Source organism: Aquimarina sp. I32.4 (assembly GCF_002924285.1).
Classification (GTDB): domain Bacteria; phylum Bacteroidota; class Bacteroidia; order Flavobacteriales; family Flavobacteriaceae; genus Aquimarina.
Window position 1 is genome coordinate 32,803 of sequence record NZ_PGUB01000024.1, and the last position, 18,591, is coordinate 51,393.

The 18,591-nt window shown below is 31.7% G+C and carries 15 protein-coding genes, 1 other RNA gene and 1 pseudogene; 10 read left to right on the forward strand and 7 right to left on the reverse strand.

Annotated features, from left to right (window positions below):
- Nucleotides 1-6: 6 nt before the first annotated feature.
- Complete coding sequence (locus CVD18_RS07515; RefSeq protein ID WP_103864830.1) at nucleotides 7-1,251, reverse strand: site-specific integrase; 1,245 nt, start codon at nucleotides 1,249-1,251, stop codon at nucleotides 7-9.
- A gap of 235 nt (nucleotides 1,252-1,486) precedes the next feature.
- Nucleotides 1,487-1,883, reverse strand: a transfer-messenger RNA (tmRNA) gene (gene ssrA / locus CVD18_RS07520).
- A gap of 149 nt (nucleotides 1,884-2,032) precedes the next feature.
- Here ssrA and CVD18_RS07525 point away from each other — a divergent pair.
- The 4 genes from CVD18_RS07525 (at nucleotide 2,033) to CVD18_RS07540 (ending at nucleotide 6,057) form a co-directional block, all read left to right on the forward strand.
- Nucleotides 2,033-3,241: an NAD(P)-dependent oxidoreductase gene (locus CVD18_RS07525; RefSeq protein WP_103864831.1), complete on the forward strand. Its 1,209-nt coding sequence runs from the start codon at nucleotides 2,033-2,035 to the stop codon at nucleotides 3,239-3,241.
- A gap of 27 nt (nucleotides 3,242-3,268) precedes the next feature.
- The gene (gene pyrF / locus CVD18_RS07530) at nucleotides 3,269-4,090 is read left to right on the forward strand and encodes an orotidine-5'-phosphate decarboxylase (RefSeq protein ID WP_103864832.1); all 822 of its coding nucleotides are present in this window, start codon (nucleotides 3,269-3,271) and stop codon (nucleotides 4,088-4,090) included.
- A gap of 307 nt (nucleotides 4,091-4,397) precedes the next feature.
- Entirely contained in the window at nucleotides 4,398-5,177 is a 780-nt protein-coding gene (locus CVD18_RS07535) for an ABC transporter substrate-binding protein (RefSeq protein ID WP_103864833.1), read from the forward strand.
- Between the two features lie 100 nt (nucleotides 5,178-5,277).
- Nucleotides 5,278-6,057: an alpha/beta fold hydrolase gene (locus tag CVD18_RS07540; RefSeq protein WP_103864834.1), complete on the forward strand. Its 780-nt coding sequence runs from the start codon at nucleotides 5,278-5,280 to the stop codon at nucleotides 6,055-6,057.
- A gap of 13 nt (nucleotides 6,058-6,070) precedes the next feature.
- Here the strand turns inward: CVD18_RS07540 and CVD18_RS07545 are convergent, their stop codons facing one another.
- Complete coding sequence (locus CVD18_RS07545) at nucleotides 6,071-6,247, reverse strand: Lacal_2735 family protein (RefSeq protein WP_103864835.1); 177 nt, start codon at nucleotides 6,245-6,247, stop codon at nucleotides 6,071-6,073.
- A 217-nt stretch (nucleotides 6,248-6,464) separates the two neighbouring features.
- Nucleotides 6,465-7,181, reverse strand: a complete 717-nt coding sequence (locus CVD18_RS07550) for a DUF4197 domain-containing protein (protein WP_103864836.1) — start codon at nucleotides 7,179-7,181, stop codon at nucleotides 6,465-6,467.
- Between the two features lie 114 nt (nucleotides 7,182-7,295).
- Here CVD18_RS07550 and CVD18_RS07555 point away from each other — a divergent pair, with 114 nt between their 5' ends.
- Nucleotides 7,296-8,252 (forward strand): MBL fold metallo-hydrolase, encoded by a 957-nt coding sequence (locus CVD18_RS07555; RefSeq protein WP_103864837.1) that lies wholly within the window; start codon nucleotides 7,296-7,298, stop codon nucleotides 8,250-8,252.
- Here CVD18_RS07555 and purU read toward each other — a convergent pair.
- Nucleotides 8,247-9,101, reverse strand: coding sequence for a formyltetrahydrofolate deformylase (gene purU, locus CVD18_RS07560; protein ID WP_103864838.1), 855 nt, complete (start codon nucleotides 9,099-9,101; stop codon nucleotides 8,247-8,249). The genes CVD18_RS07555 and purU overlap by 6 nt on opposite strands.
- A gap of 269 nt (nucleotides 9,102-9,370) precedes the next feature.
- Between purU and CVD18_RS07565 the strand changes: the two genes are divergently transcribed.
- Together CVD18_RS07565 and CVD18_RS07570 are read left to right on the forward strand one after the other, a co-directional pair.
- Nucleotides 9,371-12,805, forward strand: coding sequence for a methylmalonyl-CoA mutase family protein (locus CVD18_RS07565; protein ID WP_103864839.1), 3,435 nt, complete (start codon nucleotides 9,371-9,373; stop codon nucleotides 12,803-12,805).
- 454 nt (nucleotides 12,806-13,259) lie between these two features.
- Nucleotides 13,260-14,357 carry an alpha/beta hydrolase gene (locus CVD18_RS07570; protein ID WP_158250410.1) on the forward strand — a complete coding sequence of 366 codons (1,098 nt, stop codon included), beginning with the start codon at nucleotides 13,260-13,262 and terminating at the stop codon, nucleotides 14,355-14,357.
- 43 nt (nucleotides 14,358-14,400) lie between these two features.
- Here the strand turns inward: CVD18_RS07570 and CVD18_RS07575 are convergent, their stop codons facing one another.
- Nucleotides 14,401-14,784, reverse strand: coding sequence for a hypothetical protein (locus CVD18_RS07575; RefSeq protein ID WP_103864841.1), 384 nt, complete (start codon nucleotides 14,782-14,784; stop codon nucleotides 14,401-14,403).
- 228 nt (nucleotides 14,785-15,012) lie between these two features.
- On the opposite strand from CVD18_RS07575, the gene CVD18_RS07580 reads away from it, so the two are divergent.
- The 3 genes from CVD18_RS07580 to CVD18_RS07590 all read left to right on the forward strand — a co-directional run bounded on the left by CVD18_RS07580 (nucleotide 15,013) and on the right by CVD18_RS07590 (nucleotide 17,929).
- Entirely contained in the window at nucleotides 15,013-15,477 is a 465-nt protein-coding gene (locus CVD18_RS07580; protein WP_103864842.1) for an Lrp/AsnC family transcriptional regulator, read from the forward strand.
- A gap of 408 nt (nucleotides 15,478-15,885) precedes the next feature.
- Nucleotides 15,886-16,443 (forward strand): sigma-70 family RNA polymerase sigma factor, encoded by a 558-nt coding sequence (locus CVD18_RS07585; protein WP_103864843.1) that lies wholly within the window; start codon nucleotides 15,886-15,888, stop codon nucleotides 16,441-16,443.
- A gap of 64 nt (nucleotides 16,444-16,507) precedes the next feature.
- A complete protein-coding gene (locus CVD18_RS07590; protein ID WP_146052729.1) occupies nucleotides 16,508-17,929 on the forward strand; it encodes a hypothetical protein in 1,422 nt (473 codons plus the stop codon).
- 307 nt (nucleotides 17,930-18,236) lie between these two features.
- Here the strand turns inward: CVD18_RS07590 and CVD18_RS07595 are convergent.
- Nucleotides 18,237-18,536, reverse strand: a pseudogene (locus tag CVD18_RS07595) (glutamine amidotransferase); the annotation flags it as partial.
- Nucleotides 18,537-18,591: the final 55 nt, after the last annotated feature.

Genomic DNA, 18,591 nt, shown 5'->3' on the forward strand with positions numbered 1-18,591 from the left:
GTTATATTAAGATGCCTTTTCATCTTTCTTTTTTGAAAAAATATTCATTTTAGCCTTTAAAGCTTGCATATCCTCACTTATTTTTTGATCCAGAATTTTAGCATAGTGCTGTGTCGTTCTTAAGGAGTTATGACCAAGCATCTTACTTACAGACTCAATAGGAACTCCGTTAGAGAGTGTAACAGTAGTAGCAAAGGTATGTCTAGCTAAATGGAACGTTAGGTTTTTTTGAATACTGCAGAGATCAGCAATTTCTTTAAGGTAGGCATTCATTTTCTGATTGCTAAGAACCGGTAGTAATTTTTCGGTATCATTTATATCAGAATGGTTTTTATATTTATCTATAATCATTTTAGCAGTGGGAAGGATGGGTATACTGCTACGAGTATTTGTTTTGGTACGATTGATTTTGATCCAAGTTTCACCATCAATTCCTAAAACCAAATCACTACTGGAAAGCTTTTTTACATCAGCATAGGCAAGTCCCGTAAAGCAGCAAAAAAGAAAAATATCTTTGACTTGATCTAATCTTTTAGTGTGTAAAGCTTTCTCGGTCATTGTCTGAATTTCTTCCTTCGTTAGGAATTCACGCTCCACGATCTTTAGTTTTGCTTTCCAATGAAGAAAAGGATCTTTCTCAATCCAATCGTTGGCGTGAGCAATGCGAATTATCTTTTTGAAGTTAGTGATGTACTTCATTGCCGTATTATGGCTACAATTTCTCTCGGTCTTTAGATAATATTCGAATCCTTTGATAAATTTGAAATCGACTTCTTTTACCGGAATGTCTTCCAAGTTATACTGAGATTTCAAGTAATTTTCAATATGCTTTCTGGCAGTTTTATAACGTGTAGCAGTTCCGGATGCAAAATCTTTTCCTATCAGTCTATCAACTTTGTGATTGTGTTCGCTGAAAATTTTCAGAAGCATTCTACGTTTAGCACTTCTTCCTAGATATATGTTTTTAATAATTTCTGCTGTAATCAGAGCTTCTTCTTTAGAGAGCCTTTCATAAATCTGATGAATCTTATGTCGAATGTGATCCATATATCTATTCAACTCACGTATATCAGATGTTGTACCTCTCATTTTACCTGCATCAGAGTTCCATTTTCTGAGCAGTACTTTACGTTTAATGCTTACTTCGCTTCTTTTACCATTTACGGTTATTCTTAGATAAATAGAGGTCTTCCCATCTTTATCTACATCATTTCCTCTTGGGTAAAAAAGGACAGAGAATGAATTTTGCATCGGTGCGTGGTTTTTATTCCTTTTAAAGGTATAAAAAATAAAAATATGATTTATCTGTAAAGTGTTAATTAACAGTATCTAAAATAGAATTCGGTGCGTAAATTATCTTTCAAAAATACGCACCGAATACCGCACTTTTTATTTGATATTATATGATTTTATCTGATAGTAAATAAAATGTAAAAAGCCCATAAACATAATGTTTATAGGCTTTTGAAGGAATTTGGTTAATTCCTAGTGGAGTCGGAGGGATTCGAACCCTCGTCCAAACAAGTAATACAATAGCTTTCTACGCGCTTAGTTTTTGTTTATATTTTCGTCTGATTGCCGGTCAAAAACTACCAACGCACAGCTTATTCTCAATTAAATTCGAAATTATATCAAGACACTATAATCTCTAGGTTTACTTTTACGATACTCAAAACCAAACGCCATAAACCAAGGCTTTTGAAGAGTATCCTGCTTGTTCACCTTGTGAACCGAGGCATTATCCTACTAAAATTCAGATTATGCAGCTAGGGCGTAGTTATTCTCGCCGTTTAAAAAGGTAAAATAGATATTAACGAGCATTAATTTCATAGCTCGGCGTGCTTACCACCACATTAATCTCGCTGTCAAAACCAGTCGACCCCAGTAGTGTTTTTCCGAAATTTGATTATTCTTATTTGATGAATAGAAAAACTATTTCCAATTTGACCAAAAAAACTCTCGGGCAACAAATATAATCATAATTATCATATCTTTACTCCCGTTTTTTAATACAAAATTTATACCAATTCATATGACCAAATTCGGTGTTATCAAAGAGCGAAAAAACCCGCCAGATCGTCGGGTAGTGTTTTCGCCAGAAGGTTTAAAATCAGTGATTAATAATTTTTCTAAGGCTTCTTTTGTAATAGAACCTTCTGATGTTAGAGTTTTTGATGACAATGAATATCATAATGCAGGGTTCAAAATTTCTGATGATTTATCAAGTTGTGATGTATTACTTGGAGTAAAAGAAGTGCCTATTGATACATTGATACCTAATAAAAAATACTTTTTCTTTTCGCATACCATTAAAAAACAAACTTATAATAGAGATTTACTTAGTGCAATTCTTGATAAGAATATAGAATTGTATGATCATGAAGTGATTATTAATAAGGAGGGGTTTAGATTAATTGGTTTTGGGCGATACGCTGGGATTGTCGGTACTTATAATGGTTTTAGAGCATTGGGACTAAAGCATGATACTTTTGTATTGCCAAAAGCAGAAACGTTGAATAACCAAGAAGCTTTGGAAGTAACATTATCAAAAATCAAATTACCCAATATAAAGATAGTACTTACTGGCAATGGTAAAGTAGGAAGCGGAGCTAAAGAAATATTAGATACTATGCAAATCAAAGAGGTATCTGTGTCTGAATATTTGAATACTACTTTTGATGAGCCTGTTTATGTGCAATTAGATGTTTTGGATTATAATAAACGTAAAGATGGACGTGTTATTGATAATGCAGATTTTTATACCAATGCAAAGGAGTATGTAGGAGATTTTATGAAATTTGCAAAAGTGAGTGATATGTATATTGCGGGACACTTTTTTGGAGATGGAGCGCCTTATCTCTTTACAAGAGGAGATGCCAGACATAAAGATTTTAAAATCAAGTTGGTTGCAGATATATCTTGTGATGTTGATGGGCCAGTTGCAAGCACAATTCGTTCCTCTACAATTACCAACCCAATTTATGGGTATGATCCAAATACAGAAACAGAGATTGATTTCAAAAAATCAAATGCTATTGTGGTGATGGCGGTTGACAATTTGCCATGTGAATTGCCAAAAGATGCAAGTGAAGGGTTTGGAGAAATGTTTTTAGAATATGTAATTCCTGCCTTTTTTAATAATGACAAAGATGGGATTCTTGAAAGAGCAAGAATGACTCAAGCAGGAAAACTAACAGAGAGATATAGCTATTTACAAGACTATGTAGATGGTAAAGAATAATTTTAATAAAAAATTGACTAATAAATTATGACGACTCAAGAACTAGTAGCACAAATACATAAAAAACAATCGTTTTTATGTATTGGTTTGGATGTAGATTTAGCTAAAATCCCAAAACACCTATTAGAAGAAGAAGATCCGATTTTTGAGTTTAATAAAGCTATTATAGATAGTACACATCATCTGGCAGTAGCATATAAACCCAATACAGCTTTTTATGAAGCATATGGAATCAAAGGGTGGAAATCTCTAGAAAAAACAATTAAGTATTTGAATACAAATTATCCAGAGGTATTTACCATTGCAGATGCCAAGCGAGGAGATATAGGTAATACAAGTACAATGTATGCTAAAGCTTTTTTTGAAGATTTAGCGTTTGATTCTGTTACTATTGCACCATATATGGGAAAAGATTCTGTAGAACCATTTTTGGCTTTTGATGATAAACATACAATACTTCTTGCATTGACTTCTAATCAAGGAGCTTTCGATTTTCAGACAAAAGAGACAGAAGGAAAAGAGTTGTATAAGCAGGTATTAGAAATATCAAAATCATATAAGAATTCTAAAAACCTGATGTATGTAGTTGGTGCTACTAAGACCGAATATTTTTCTGAAATAAGAAAAATTGTACCAGATAGTTTTTTATTGGTTCCAGGAGTAGGAGCACAAGGAGGAAATTTACAAGATGTGTGTAAATATGGATTAAATGATCAGGTAGGGTTGCTTATTAATTCATCTAGAGGTATTATATATGCTTCAAATGATAAAGAGTATGCAAAGGCTGCTGCAGATAAAGCATTAGAGTTGCAAAAACAAATGAAAGAGATTCTGGAAGAAAGAAAATAAAAAAAAGGAACAAGTTTTATAATTCTTGTTCCTTTTTTTATTTTCAAAAGAATGTAAATTAACGTCTATTAGCGTTAAATACTTGTCTTGCATATCCATAAAGACCATATGCGATGAAAATAACGAAAAATGCCATTATTCCATAAATGGCAACATTTAGTAATACTGAATTCATAGCCCCATGTTTTAAATTAGTAAGTAACTATATGTAATATAAGAATTTTTTGAAGAAAAACCTAGGGTAACTTGCTAATTTTTAGTATGTTGTTTGTTTTTCTTGTTAAGAAGATAATAATAGTTTTGTTTCATGATATATAAAGATCAATTAAATAGAGAAGTTGTTCTTTCTAGAATTCCAACCAGGATTGTTTCATTAGTTCCTTCGCAGACTGAATTATTAGTAGATTTGGGATTGTCTGATTGTATTGTTGGTGTCACTAAGTTTTGTGTGCATCCAGCTACAATAAGAAACGAAAAAGTTATAGTTGGAGGGACCAAAAATATCAATTATGATACGATCAAAAAATTAAACCCTGATATCATACTTTGCAATAAAGAAGAAAACACTAAAGAAATTGTAGCTTGCCTACAAAAAGAATATCCAGTACATGTTTCAGATATTTTTTCTCTACCCGAAGCTTTAGATATGATCAAACAATACGGGGAGATTTTTGATAAGCAAACAGAAGCGACAGTATTGATAACTAGGATCAAATCAGAAAAAGTATCTTTTGACACGTTTATTGATAACAAGCCTCAAAAAAGAGTCGCATACTTTATCTGGAAAAAACCTTGGATGGTGGCTGGTAAAGATACTTTTGTAGACTATATACTCAAAATGAATGGGTTTGTTAATGTTTTTGGGAATAAAAGTAGGTATCCTGAAATTACAGAAAAAGAACTTATACTAATCAAAAATGTAGATTTAATACTGTTATCATCAGAACCATATCCTTTTTCTGAAAAACACTTGAAAGAGTTGAGAAATATGACTAATGCAGAAGTCATTTTGGTAGATGGAGAGTATTTTTCTTGGTACGGATCACGTTTGGTAAATGCTTTTTCTTATTTTAAAACGCTTCATTAACTTCTAGGTATTTAGTAATTTTTGTATAAATATTTCTATAAATAGGTTTGATATAAAAATAACTGTATATTTTTGATGTAAATTCATAAACTACAAACTATTGCTTAATTATACAGTATATAACCACCCAGAAAGTACATCATGGGTAACTTTTGTTCATGGAGCAGGAGGTAGTTCTTCTATCTGGTATAGACAAGTTAGAGAATTTAGAAAGCATTTTAATGTACTTTTATTAGACCTCAGAGGGCATGGTAATTCAAAACCTGTTCTTAAAGAAGCATTTAATCCTAAGTATACTTTTGATACAATAACAGATGACATTTTAGAAGTTATTGATAAAGAAGGAATACAAAAATCTCATTTTATAGGAATTTCTTTGGGAACCATACTGATAAGAAATTTGGCAGAAAGACATCCTGATCGAGTGTGTAGTATGATTATGGGAGGAGCAATTATGAAATTGAACTTGAGATCACAAATTTTGATGCGATTAGGTACAGTGTTCAAATCTGTGATTCCTTATATGATTTTGTATAAATTCTTTGCTTTTATTATTATGCCTAGAAAAAATCATAAAGAGTCTAGGCTTCTTTTTGCAAATGAAGCAAGAAAACTATATCAAAAAGAATTTGTAAGGTGGTTTAAATTAACTTCAGAAATTAATCCATTATTACGTTTTTTTAGAGCAAAGGATATTTGTATCCCTACTTTGTATATGATGGGAAAAGAGGATTATCTTTTTCTACCTTCGGTACAAAAGGTAGTGGCAGATCACGAATTATCAGAATTGTTTATTGTTGAAGATTCAGGACATGTTGTAAATGTAGAACAACCAGAAATATTCAATAAAGAGTCAATTGCATTTATTAAGCAAATTTGATTTACAATTTTGTTTAGGCTGACTGCCCTTCAATTTTTTTTATTTGAATCAAAATCTTGTCAGCCTCTTGATGTAGTAAATCACTTTTATCCTTATCGGTAAGTGCCAGTTTATACGAACTCTTCATTAATTTACAGTAGGTATGCTGTAACTTTTCCAATTCAGTTTTATGTTTTAACCAAGCTAACATTTTTTATCTCTTATCATTTATAATACAAAGGTACAGGATAATAGAAAGAGAGTATCTTAATGGCTAGTTAACATAATTTAAAATTGTGATAAATATAACTTATAGATTAGTTTTTAGGTGCTTATCGTGTTTTTTATGAGATTATATTGTATCGATTCAATTATTGAATGACATATGGTATTTGATAGATGATACTTTGATAGATGATACTTTGATATTAGTCTTGTAATGCAAATACTTTTCTCAATAAATCTGTTGTTCTAGAGCTAAACTTTGTTCTGATATCTTTTTCCTCTACAGCAATCATAGTATATACTCCTTTTAGGGCTTGTTGAGTTACATAATCAGTTAGATCAGGGTTAATTTTTTTTGTAAAAGGTATGGTGTTGTATTTTGTGATAATATTTGACCAGATTTTATCTGCACCTACTTTAGAAAAAGATTTATTTATAACTGGGTTAAATTTTTGATAAAGTTGACTTTGAGTCTTACCAGTAAGGTATCTCGTAGCAGAATCATCTTTACCCAAAAGAATTTGTTTAGCATCAGCAAAAGTGATTTGTTTTACTGCATTTACAAAAATAGGAGTAGCTTCTTTTACTGCATCTTCTGCGGCACGGTTAATAGCCTTTAATCCCTCATCTGCAAGGCTACCTAGTCCAATGTCTCGTAAAGTTTTATCTACTTTTTGTAATTCTTGAGGGAGTAATATTTTTACTAGTTGATTTCTATAAAAACCATCTTTCAAAGTAAGTTTTGCTACCTGTTTATCAATACCTTTGTCTAGTGCTTGTCTCAGTCCGTTAGCGATATCAATATTACTTATTCCAAAACCACCACCTGTTGTTGTTTGCGGAAGACTATTGACTACCTGTTGAAGTTCTGCACAGCTAAATAATAAAAAAGCAGTAAGTACAATAAAAATTTTTTTCATGATTTCTTGTTAGATTTGAGATTGTAATTAAATGTGCTACAAATTTAAGATGATTTTAGTCAAAATAGAGATAAGCACCCTTAAATCGTTATTAGAAATTAATACCAATAACATATGAAATCAAATTTAATTTTTTTAATAGTATCTATTCTAATTATTTCATGTAAAAATGAGAAAGTATCGATAAAAAACCAATCCGCTCTATCAAATAAAACCAATCAATATATAACGGTATTAGGAATTGCGCAAGACGGAGGGTTCCCTCATATAAATAACACAGATGAATTTATAGAAACTAAAGAAGGTAAGAGCGATAAAGAGTTAGTAACTTCATTGGGGGTGATTGATATAACAAATGATAAAAAATTTATATTTGAAGCAACACCAGATATGCCCCAACAATTAGCAATTTTGGATGAAAATCATTTGCACAATAATAGGATTGTGGATGGGATTTTTTTAACACATGCGCATATAGGACATTATACAGGGTTGATGTATCTAGGAAGAGAAGCTATGGGGGCAAAGAGAATTCCTGTTTATGCCATGCCTAGAATGCAATCTTTTTTAGAGAATAATGGACCTTGGTCGCAATTAGTGTCATTAAATAATATACAGATCAATCCTATACAGGCAGATAGCGCAATAAGATTGACCAACTCAATACAAGTAGCTCCTTTTTTAGTACCTCATAGAGATGAGTTTTCAGAAACAGTAGGGTATAAAGTTATTGGTGATCATAAAAAAGCATTATTTATTCCAGATATTAATAAATGGTCGCTTTGGAAAAAAAATATTGTAGCAGAAGTAAAGCAAGTAGATTATGCTTTTATTGATGCTACATTTTTTAAAAACGGAGAAATCCCTAGACCAATGGCAGAAGTACCACATCCCTTTATAGAAGAAACCATCACCTTATTCAAAAATGAACCAAGAGAAATAAAAAACAAAATAATATTCATTCATTTTAATCATTCAAACCCAGCAATAAAAAAGGGAGGGCAAGAAAGGCAATCTCTAGAAAAGGAAGGATATCGTTTTGCAAATACAGGAGATATATTTCCTTTATGAAAAAATAACAGTTTTATTATTATAAACCAGTACCTTTCTCTCTATATGGTGTTTGATAGCACGTGATAATACAATTTTTTCTAGGTCACGTCCTTTTAAGATAAAGTCATGTACATTATGTACATGAGAAACACGTACAACCTCTTGTTCGATGATAGGCCCTTCATCTAGATCAGAAGTTACATAATGACTGGTAGCACCTATGATTTTTACTCCTCTTTGATAAGCAGAGTGATAGGGTTTTGCTCCAGGAAATGCTGGTAAAAAAGAGTGATGTATATTTATGATTTTATGAGGAAACTGATCTACAAAATTCGAAGAGAGAATTTGCATGTATCTAGCCAGAATAATAAAATCAATCTTATATTCTTTTAGTAAATTCAATTGCTGTGTCTCTGCTTCAACTTTTGTTGCTTTTGTAACAGGGATGTGTTTAAAAGGAATTTTAAAAGCATCAGCAATAGGTTTCAAATCTTCGTGATTACTTATGATGATTGGGATTTTTACTTTTAATTCACCAGAAGCATGCCTTCCTAAAATATCATAAAGACAATGATCATATTTAGACACAAAAAGAGCCATTTTAGGCTTTTTTTCGGTATTGTACATTTCCCAATGCATATGATAATCTTTGGCTACATGTTTGTTGAAAGAATCTTTGAATAAAGTAAGTTTTTCTTCATCTTGATCAAACTCACATTCAAGACGCATAAAGAATTCCTTTAATTCATGATCTACGTGTTGTTCTATATATATAGTATTACCTTTTTTAGCTACTATAAAATTGGTAACAGTTGCAATGATTCCTTTTTTGTCGGGGCAATTAATTAATAAGGTTGTTTTTTTCATTATAGCCTATGTTTTAGAATATAAACTTACTATTTGAAGAATTAAAACTCCAGTGTTTTAGGTAAATATTCCTATTTTTTAATTGATTCGAGATAGATTGCTGTAATCGATGTGTAATTTTTAAAAAACCAAGGATAATAAGTGCTAAATTTGAATGAAAAATAAAGAAAGCATCAAAGAAGCACTGTTGATTAGATAATTCTAAAAAAAATAGTCATTTTGATGCATATTTCGTAAATTTGCAACATTAAAACTACTTATTATTGTCAATGGAACAAATAGCACCTTACATACCTCAGAATAAAGTTAGAATTGTTACTGCAGCTTCATTATTTGATGGGCATGATGCAGCCATCAATATTATGCGTCGTATTATTCAATCAACAGGAGTCGAAGTCATTCATTTAGGACATGATCGCAGTGTTGAAGAAGTTGTAAACTGTGCTATACAAGAAGATGCTAATGCTATTGCAATGACATCATATCAAGGAGGACACAATGAGTATTTTAAATATATGTATGATTTGCTAAAAGAAAAAGGAGCAACTCATATTAAAATATTTGGAGGAGGAGGAGGAGTAATCCTACCAGAAGAAATCAAAGATTTGATGGAGTATGGGATTACACGTATCTATTCTCCTGATGATGGAAGAGAGTTAGGACTACAAGGAATGATTAATGATTTGGTAAAAAGATCAGATTTTCCTATCGGTGACCAACTTAATGGAGAGGTTAATCATTTAGCAGAAAAAGAAATAGGAGCGATTGCACGTGTTATTTCTGCCGCAGAGAATTTTCCTGAAATAGCCAAAGCTACACTAGATCAAATTCATGAAAAAAATAAAACTTCAAAAACACCAGTATTAGGAATTACGGGTACTGGAGGAGCAGGTAAATCTTCTTTGGTAGATGAATTAGTTCGTAGGTTTTTGATAGACTTCCCTGAAAAAACAATCGGATTGATCTCTGTAGATCCATCAAAACGAAAAACAGGAGGAGCATTATTAGGAGATAGAATTAGGATGAATGCCATTAATTCTCCTAGAGTATATATGCGATCTCTTGCAACCAGACAATCTAATTTGGCACTATCAAAATATGTTGCAGAGGCAATAGAAGTTCTCAAAGCCGCAGAATTTGATCTGATTATCCTTGAAACTTCTGGAATAGGGCAGTCTGATACTGAGATTCTTGAGCATAGTGATACCTCATTGTATGTAATGACTCCTGAGTTTGGAGCAGCAACACAATTAGAAAAAATAGACATGCTGGATTTTGCAGATCTGGTAGCGATCAATAAATTTGATAAACGAGGTTCTCTAGATGCATTGCGGGATGTAAAAAAACAATACATGCGTAATCATCAATTATGGGATATTCCACAAGACCAATTACCAGTGTATGGAACGATAGCTTCTCAGTTTAATGACCCAGGAATGAATACGCTATATAAAGCGATCATGGATAAGGTTGTAGAGAAGACAGGAGCTGCACTCGAATCAGACTTTCATATTTCTAAAGAAATGTCTGAAAAGATATTCGTGATTCCACCAAGTAGAACACGATATCTATCAGAAATTGCAGAAAATAATAGAGCATATGATAAAACAGCAGAAACTCAAGTAGAGGTAGCTCAAAAATTATATGGAATTTATAAAACTATATGCAGTGTTGCCAATGTGCATTTTCTTGGACTGTCAAAGAATGGTATTGATGAAGAAGGACTCCGTCATCAACAAAATGATGAGAATGCAGACTTTTTAAAACTACTCTTTGCAGAATTTGATAGAGTAAAGCTTAATCTTGATCCTTATAATTGGGAAATTATTACAGGATGGGCTGTCAAAGTTAAAAAATATAAAGACCCTATTTATTCTTTTAAGGTAAGAGATAAAGAGATAAAAATAGAAACACATACAGAGTCCCTGTCTCACAGTCAAATTCCAAAAGTAGCGTTACCCAAGTATCAGGCTTGGGGAGATATCCTCAAATGGTGTTTACAAGAAAACGTACCAGGAGAATTTCCGTATGCATCAGGATTATATCCTTTTAAGCGTACAGGGGAAGATCCTACACGTATGTTTGCAGGAGAAGGAGGGCCAGAGCGTACCAATCGCCGTTTTCATTATGTAAGTTTAGGAATGCCTGCAAAAAGGCTATCTACAGCTTTTGATTCGGTAACTTTATATGGTAATGATCCTGATGTCAGACCTGATATTTATGGTAAAATAGGTAATGCAGGAGTATCTATCTGTTGCCTAGATGATGCCAAAAAATTATACTCAGGATTCGATCTTACGCATGCAATGACCTCTGTAAGTATGACCATCAATGGTCCTGCACCTATGTTATTAGGGTTCTTTATGAATGCAGCAATTGATCAGAATTGTGAGAAGTATATAAAAGAAAATGACTTGGAGGCCGAAGTAAAGGCAAAAATTAAAGAAATATACAAAGATAAAGGAACAGAGCATCCAGAATATCAAGGTGAACTCCCAGAGGGTAATGATGGGTTAGGATTGATGCTGCTTGGTATTACTGGGGATCAGGTATTGCCAACAGATGTATATACTCAAATAAAAGCTCAAACTCTAAATACAGTTCGTGGAACTGTACAAGCAGATATTCTCAAAGAAGATCAGGCACAAAATACCTGTATTTTCTCTACAGAATTCGCGTTGAGATTAATGGGGGATGTACAAGAATATTTTATCGATAGACAAGTACGTAATTTTTATTCAGTATCGATTTCAGGATACCATATTGCAGAAGCAGGAGCAAACCCAATTACACAACTGGCATTAACATTAGCAAATGGTTTTACCTATGTAGAGTATTACCTGAGTCGTGGTATGGATATTAATAAATTTGGACCTAATCTATCCTTTTTCTTTTCTAACGGAATTGATCCAGAATATGCAGTAATAGGACGTGTAGCTAGAAAAATATGGGCAAAAGCTTTGAAAAATAAGTATGGAGCAAACTCCAGAGCTCAGATGTTGAAATATCATATTCAAACATCAGGAAGATCACTACATGCTCAGGAAATTGATTTTAATGATATTCGTACAACATTACAAGCTCTGTATGCAATCTATGATAATTGTAATTCATTGCACACCAATGCGTATGACGAGGCGATTACTACGCCAACAGAAGAGTCTGTAAGACGGGCAATGGCAATACAACTGATTATTAATAAAGAATTAGGATTGGCAAAAAATGAAAATCCAATTCAAGGATCTTTTATTATAGAAGAGTTAACAGATTTGGTAGAAGAAGCTGTATTGACAGAATTTGATAGAATTACTGAAAGAGGTGGAGTACTAGGAGCTATGGAGACGATGTATCAACGTAGTAAAATACAAGAAGAGAGCTTGTATTATGAAACTCTTAAACATACAGGAGAGTTCCCAATCATAGGAGTAAATACTTTCTTAAGCTCAAAAGGATCTCCTACAGTAACACCAGGAGAAGTTATTCGTGCTACAGAAGAGGAGAAACAATATCAGATTACAATGCTAAAAGAGTTGCATAACGGAAATATTGATACTACAACTGACTTATTAAAAGACCTACAACAAAGAGCAGTCAATAATGAAAATATTTTTGAGGCTCTGATGGAGGTTTGTAAAAAATGCTCACTGGGTCAGATTACGGCAGCTTTATTTGAGGTAGGGGGGCAGTATCGTAGAAATATGTAAAGATTTAAAATCTAAAAATTAGACTATATAATCTAGTAAAATATACTTATAGGTTGAAAAGCCTTATATTTTTTATCAAGGAATGACAAAAGTAATGATCAGTTATTTTTGTCATTCCTTTTTTTGTAATGAAAAACTCTACTCGCACTCTATTTAAAATTAAAGAGTATTACAGAGACTTTTTGCGGCTTTATTCCTGCTCTTTACGTTGCAAATATATTCTTAGATAAGAATATATTTGTACGATTAATATTACTTTCTAACCCGATTTATACATTAGAACTTCGTTATAAAGCTTGATAGTACAATAACAAAGAGATGCTTTCTTAATTTTAGCGTAGCATCACCACGATTAAATTAAAAAATGTAATGTCACGCCCGTTTTTGTAGAACTTGCAAAATGTAATAGATTTTTCTAATGCATAAAGTGAATCTAAATATAAAAATTACTCTTATGAGAGCTCTAAAACATATGTTTTTCTATTCCATTTTTTTGTTGACAATAACCAATCTTTCTATGTATGGACAAGAAGGGGGTAAAAAGACGTTGGCAGATAGCGTATATTCTAAAGAACTAAAACAGTATCGGGAGTATACAGTATATCTGCCAAAAACATATTATTCTCAAGAGAATAAAAACTATGAATACCCAATTATTTATGTGTTGGATGGTAATAAAAGAAAAGATCTGGTACATACCATCTATCAATTTTTGGCAGATAATAAGAGACCGATGATTTTAGAATCTATCATTGTTGCTATTAATCAAGTTGATAGATCGTATGAGTTAACGCCAAGTAAAGGAACTCATTTTTTTAATGGAATAAAGATTCCTGAAACTATGAATATGGGAGGGGCAGATTCTTTTTATAAATTTATAAAAAATGAACTACATCCTGAAATACAAAAAAAATATAGAACCAATGATTTTGTAAACCTTGTTGGACATTCATTTGGAGGGCTTTTTGCACTGCATGCTATGCAGGAAGATGCCTTTTTTAAAGGTGTTATTGCAATAGACCCTAGTTTATGGTGGAATAATGGTGATTTGGTAAAGGAGTATAACTTATTTTTTAAAAAGAATAAGAAACATAATTCTATGTTATTTCTTGCAGAAGCTGGACCAAAAGAAGATAATTTACATTCTATAAGTATAGAGAAATTTAGAAACCTTATAGAATCTCACAAAAAGGAAATGTCAGATTTTGAATCTATTTTTTATAAAGACAAAAATCATTACACGGTTTTGATTCCTGCAATTCAAGATGGATTGACACTGCTACTAAATGATACTAGTTTTAGGCATTTAGATAGTAGAATGACCAAAGGGTATGTAAAAGGAGAATTTAATAAAAAATCATCAAAGATAGCTGTACAACTACAACCATCACCTACACGAATTGTAACCTATGGAGATTTGTGTATGATGAAGAGTATGCCAGAAAAAGCATTAGAATTTTATAGCTGGGCAATAGAAGCAGGTGTTTCTGATAAAAAATTAGAAGAAAAAATACTTCGAATAAAGAAAGTAATTTTTGAAAAGAATAATTAGAAAACAATATAAAAGAGATTATAGACTATTTGTTGTAAAGAATCTATAAACTCATCATCCATAAACGCTGTAAGCGTCTAAATTTACGAAGCTCTCTGCGTAATAAGATTAAAAACTCCTTTCCGTTACTCTCAGATTGTTCTAGGCGCTCACAATTTTTATATAGCCTATTAGTAATATGTATAAGAGAGGTTGCTTGTTTTATACGCTCATCTTGATATGCTTGATTCTCTGCTTTGATTATTTTAGGAGCCAATGCATCAGATTGCCTTATAATATCACCAGTAAAATAAATATGAGGATTTTCATTACCATTATGTTGTAATGTGGATAAGTCATGAACAAGATAATTAGAAATGCTTCTAGAAAGTGTAAATATCTCTAGTGCCTTTTTATATAATCTTTTATTTCTAGGCTTTGATCTCATAGTGGTTTGTTAATTCAAAAATAATGCTATTTTTGTTATTAGTACTTTAGTATTTAAGGTTAAATGGCTAATTTGCTTTAATTATTGATTAATATTGTTGTTTTTTGATTAATAATAAAGGTGTTGTGGTTAGCTTATAAAATGCCTAGATGTAGATGGTATGAAATCATGAATTAATGGTAAATACAGATATTCAAAATAATATAAATAGGCAATAAAAATCAATACATGAAAATCGATACGACCAATTGGGAAATTTTGGAATGCCTACAACAAAATGCACGGTTATCTAATGCAGAAATAGGTAGAAAAGTAGGGTTAAGTTCTCCTGCTGTGGCAGAAAGAATAAAAAAAATGGAAGATTATGGTATCTTAAAAGGATATCAGGCAGATGTTTCTTATACAAAAACAGGGTATCAGCTAAAAGCAATGATTACATTACGAGCGTTTATGGGAAGATTAAAACCGTTTCTAATAAAAGTTGCTGATTTTAAAGAGGTCATGAATTGTTATAGAATTACAGGAAACGAAAATATAATTATGGAGGTTATATTAAGAGATCAGATACATCTACAAGAATTCATAGATCGTTTGATAACATATGGTGAGGTTAAAACTCATATTATATTATCTAATCTTATAGAGAACAATCCAATTACAAAAAATAAAGAATTGAATGGGGCAGAAATTTAATTTTTGGCATAAGAATTGATATATTTGTAGTATAAAACATCTTAATCTTGTGTGAGGACATTAGTTAGGGAAACTAAAGAGAGTACGAGGGAAAGATAAAAAACGTCTGGAGTAATTCAGGCGTTTTTTTCGTTATTTAAAGAATCTTTTTTTATTTTTATAAAGTAGGAAATGCATCTTTTTATACCTTTTTCAGTCTTATAGATATAATATATAAATTTATAAAACTATGAAAAATAAAGAATGCACCTGCACGTGTTCAAGTTGTGCAGAAGGACAATGTGGTAATTGTTTAAACACAGAATGTACTAATTGTTAATTTATAGTATCGGTTCGGTGATATCAAAGTAATTCAAAATGATATCTCATACTATCACCGAACCGATATAATCTCTTTGTTTTTTCTTTATGGAAACAATACATTTCTGGGAAACATATCATGACGATATTAGGCTTTTTATAAAAAGTAAAGTCAAGAATGATCATATTACAGATGATTTGGTACAAGAAACTTTTATAAAAGTCCACAATAAGAAAGATACATTAAAAGACGAATCAAAAATTAAACCTTGGTTGTTTACTATTGCTAGGAATACGGTTTATGATTTTTTTAAAGAAAGTAAACAACAGGCAATCGAAATTGTAGAAGAATCTACATATGAAGAAATAAATACAGAGCCTGAGCACTCTGAGAAAGATTGTTTACCAGGGTTAATTAATGCACTCCCTCAGAAATATAGAGTTCCATTATTTTTATCAGATATAAAAGGGTATAAGCAGGAACAAATAGCAGAACAACTACAATTACCAATATCCACAGTAAAATCTCAGATACAACGTGCTAGAAAACTAATCGTAAAAGGATATATGGAGTGCTGTAATTACACTATGAATAACAAAGGGAAATTAGTGGGCGAAACCAAAAGCAAAGAAAACTGCAAAATCTGTAATAAAAAAAAGCATTAAAATACTGCATAAGTATAGCAAGTGGTGTTATTTTTATACTACTTAATTATAAAACTGTAGAATTGTGCAAGTGCTTACTCTCAAAAAGTACCTTTTTTTTAGCATACTATTTTTTACAATAGTGAGTTCTGGTCAAAATACACTCACCCTCAAGAAAGGTATTGTAAAAGATTCTTTGGTTATTCCTTCAACAGGAAATCGTTTTAGTATTTATTTACCTAAATCGTTTGATTTGAATAAAAAATGGCCAATACTTCTAGGGTTTGATACTACAGGGGAAACTGGTAAAACTGCGACGTTATATAAAAAAGTAGCTGAGGAGCACGGGTATATAGTTGCTATAAGTAATTTTCTAGAAGATCAAAAAGAAGGAAAAAAGATAAAGTATGTCTCAGATTTTATGAATCATGTTTTTTCTCTTTTTCCTATTCAAGATAGAAGGGTATATCTAATAGGGCAGGAGAGTGACGCCAGACTAGCAAGTCTTATTCCTCTAATATATACTGATGAGGTTTTTGGGGTAATTGCAATAAATGATAGTTATTACTATACTCCCGAAATAAAAATTAAAAAGAACTTTTCTTATCTAGGTATTATAAGTGCCGATAATTATAGGTATTCCAGCTTTTTAAATAATAAAAAATATCTAAAAAACAAGGCAATACCCGCAGATGTCTTTGTATATCAAAAAACGGTAGCAGATCAGCGCTCAAAATTGATAGGTAAATCACTTTCTACATTTACTCTTCAGGCAATGGCAAAAGGTAGGGTGCCAAAAGACACACTTTGGGTCAAGGGGCTCTTTCAAAAAGATATGATACAAGTGATATCATATATAGATACAGGGTTGTTTTTAGAAGCTTATAATGAAATAGAACGCATTCGTAGTAAATACGGGATGTTTATGGAAACGACTCATCTCAAAGAAAAACAAAAAGAAATAAAAAAAGAAAAAGAATACAAACGTCAGAAACGGTTGCAAACTAAGTATTTTAAGAAAGAACGTTTTCTCAAAGAACTATATGCATATTCTTTAGATATTGATGTAAAAGAAAAAAAGTTTGAAAATTTGGGTTGGTGGAAATATCAAATTTTAGAATTAGACTCTCTGCAACAGAAAAAAGAAAAATATGCTTATAATATGGCGTATAGAACCAAAGGCTATATGAAGTATCTTGTTGATACCTATAAAAAAGTAATAGCTACTACTAATAATAGTTTAGAAGAACGATTGCTTCTAAATATTTTAAGTACTATAATTGATAAAAAAGATTTTACGTCCTATCTAGAAGTCATCTCATTGAGTGCTGCGGATCAAGATAAGGAAACGGTTCTTTTTTACTTAGAGCAATTATTAGAAAATGGATACAGTGATTTTAATACATTATATACCATAGAAGGAACCTTATCTATAAGAATGTCTGAAGAATATAATAGAATGATCAAAAAATACCTTGGTAAATCAAAGTATTTCTTTTCAAATTAAATTGAAATCTTAAAATTTTGTGTATTTCGTCGAATATTTATGTTTTTTATCGTTATTTTTTTTGCTGATACTGTTTTTTTGCAGTATATTTACAATAAGAAATAATACTTTGGTGTATGTCTCAAAGCTAACATTTTAGATTGTATGACGATACGGATTAAAATATTAGTTTGGAATACATCAGGGTCGAATTAGGTGTGAGGACATTAGTCTTAAAGACCCCAGATCTTGAGCTAAAGAGAGTACGTAATTTAACCCTATATATAAGAAAGCGTTCCAATAAGGAGCGCTTTTGTTATATACTAATTTATTTGATAACTAGATAAGGAATATTTTTTAACTCCCAATCAATAACCAATCCTTTGGCAAGTGATTTTGTGATCTCAGAGCCATATAGGTACTCACATAAATACAATGCAGCTTCAAAACTCTTTGCACCTCCAGCAGAGGTAATATATTTTTTATCATGCACAAATAAGAGATCATGTCTGATATCGAGTTCAGGAAACATGGCACGCATTGTATCGATATCACCAGGAAAAGTAGTAGATACACTATGATCAAGTAAGCCAGCCTTGGCAAGTATGGATACGCTAGAGCAAGCTGACCCCCTCCCTAGATCAGTATTAGGCACTATATATTAGCTGCCGTTCTGTCGGATA

What these genes read in the sequence shown, in the direction of transcription:
- CVD18_RS07565 (WP_103864839.1), top strand. Translation starts at nt 9,371, where the DNA reads ATGGAACAAATAGCACCTTACATACCTCAGAATAAAGTTAGAATTGTT.
- CVD18_RS07575 (WP_103864841.1), bottom strand. Translation starts at nt 14,784, where the DNA reads ATGAGATCAAAGCCTAGAAATAAAAGATTATATAAAAAGGCACTAGAG.
- CVD18_RS07580 (WP_103864842.1), top strand. Translation starts at nt 15,013, where the DNA reads ATGAAAATCGATACGACCAATTGGGAAATTTTGGAATGCCTACAACAA.
- CVD18_RS07550 (WP_103864836.1), bottom strand. Translation starts at nt 7,181, where the DNA reads ATGAAAAAAATTTTTATTGTACTTACTGCTTTTTTATTATTTAGCTGT.
- CVD18_RS07515 (WP_103864830.1), bottom strand. Translation starts at nt 1,251, where the DNA reads ATGCAAAATTCATTCTCTGTCCTTTTTTACCCAAGAGGAAATGATGTA.
- pyrF (WP_103864832.1), top strand. Translation starts at nt 3,269, where the DNA reads ATGACGACTCAAGAACTAGTAGCACAAATACATAAAAAACAATCGTTT.
- CVD18_RS07525 (WP_103864831.1), top strand. Translation starts at nt 2,033, where the DNA reads ATGACCAAATTCGGTGTTATCAAAGAGCGAAAAAACCCGCCAGATCGT.
- purU (WP_103864838.1), bottom strand. Translation starts at nt 9,101, where the DNA reads ATGAAAAAAACAACCTTATTAATTAATTGCCCCGACAAAAAAGGAATC.
- CVD18_RS07570 (WP_158250410.1), top strand. Translation starts at nt 13,260, where the DNA reads ATGAGAGCTCTAAAACATATGTTTTTCTATTCCATTTTTTTGTTGACA.
- CVD18_RS07535 (WP_103864833.1), top strand. Translation starts at nt 4,398, where the DNA reads ATGATATATAAAGATCAATTAAATAGAGAAGTTGTTCTTTCTAGAATT.
- CVD18_RS07555 (WP_103864837.1), top strand. Translation starts at nt 7,296, where the DNA reads ATGAAATCAAATTTAATTTTTTTAATAGTATCTATTCTAATTATTTCA.
- CVD18_RS07545 (WP_103864835.1), bottom strand. Translation starts at nt 6,247, where the DNA reads ATGTTAGCTTGGTTAAAACATAAAACTGAATTGGAAAAGTTACAGCAT.
- CVD18_RS07585 (WP_103864843.1), top strand. Translation starts at nt 15,886, where the DNA reads ATGGAAACAATACATTTCTGGGAAACATATCATGACGATATTAGGCTT.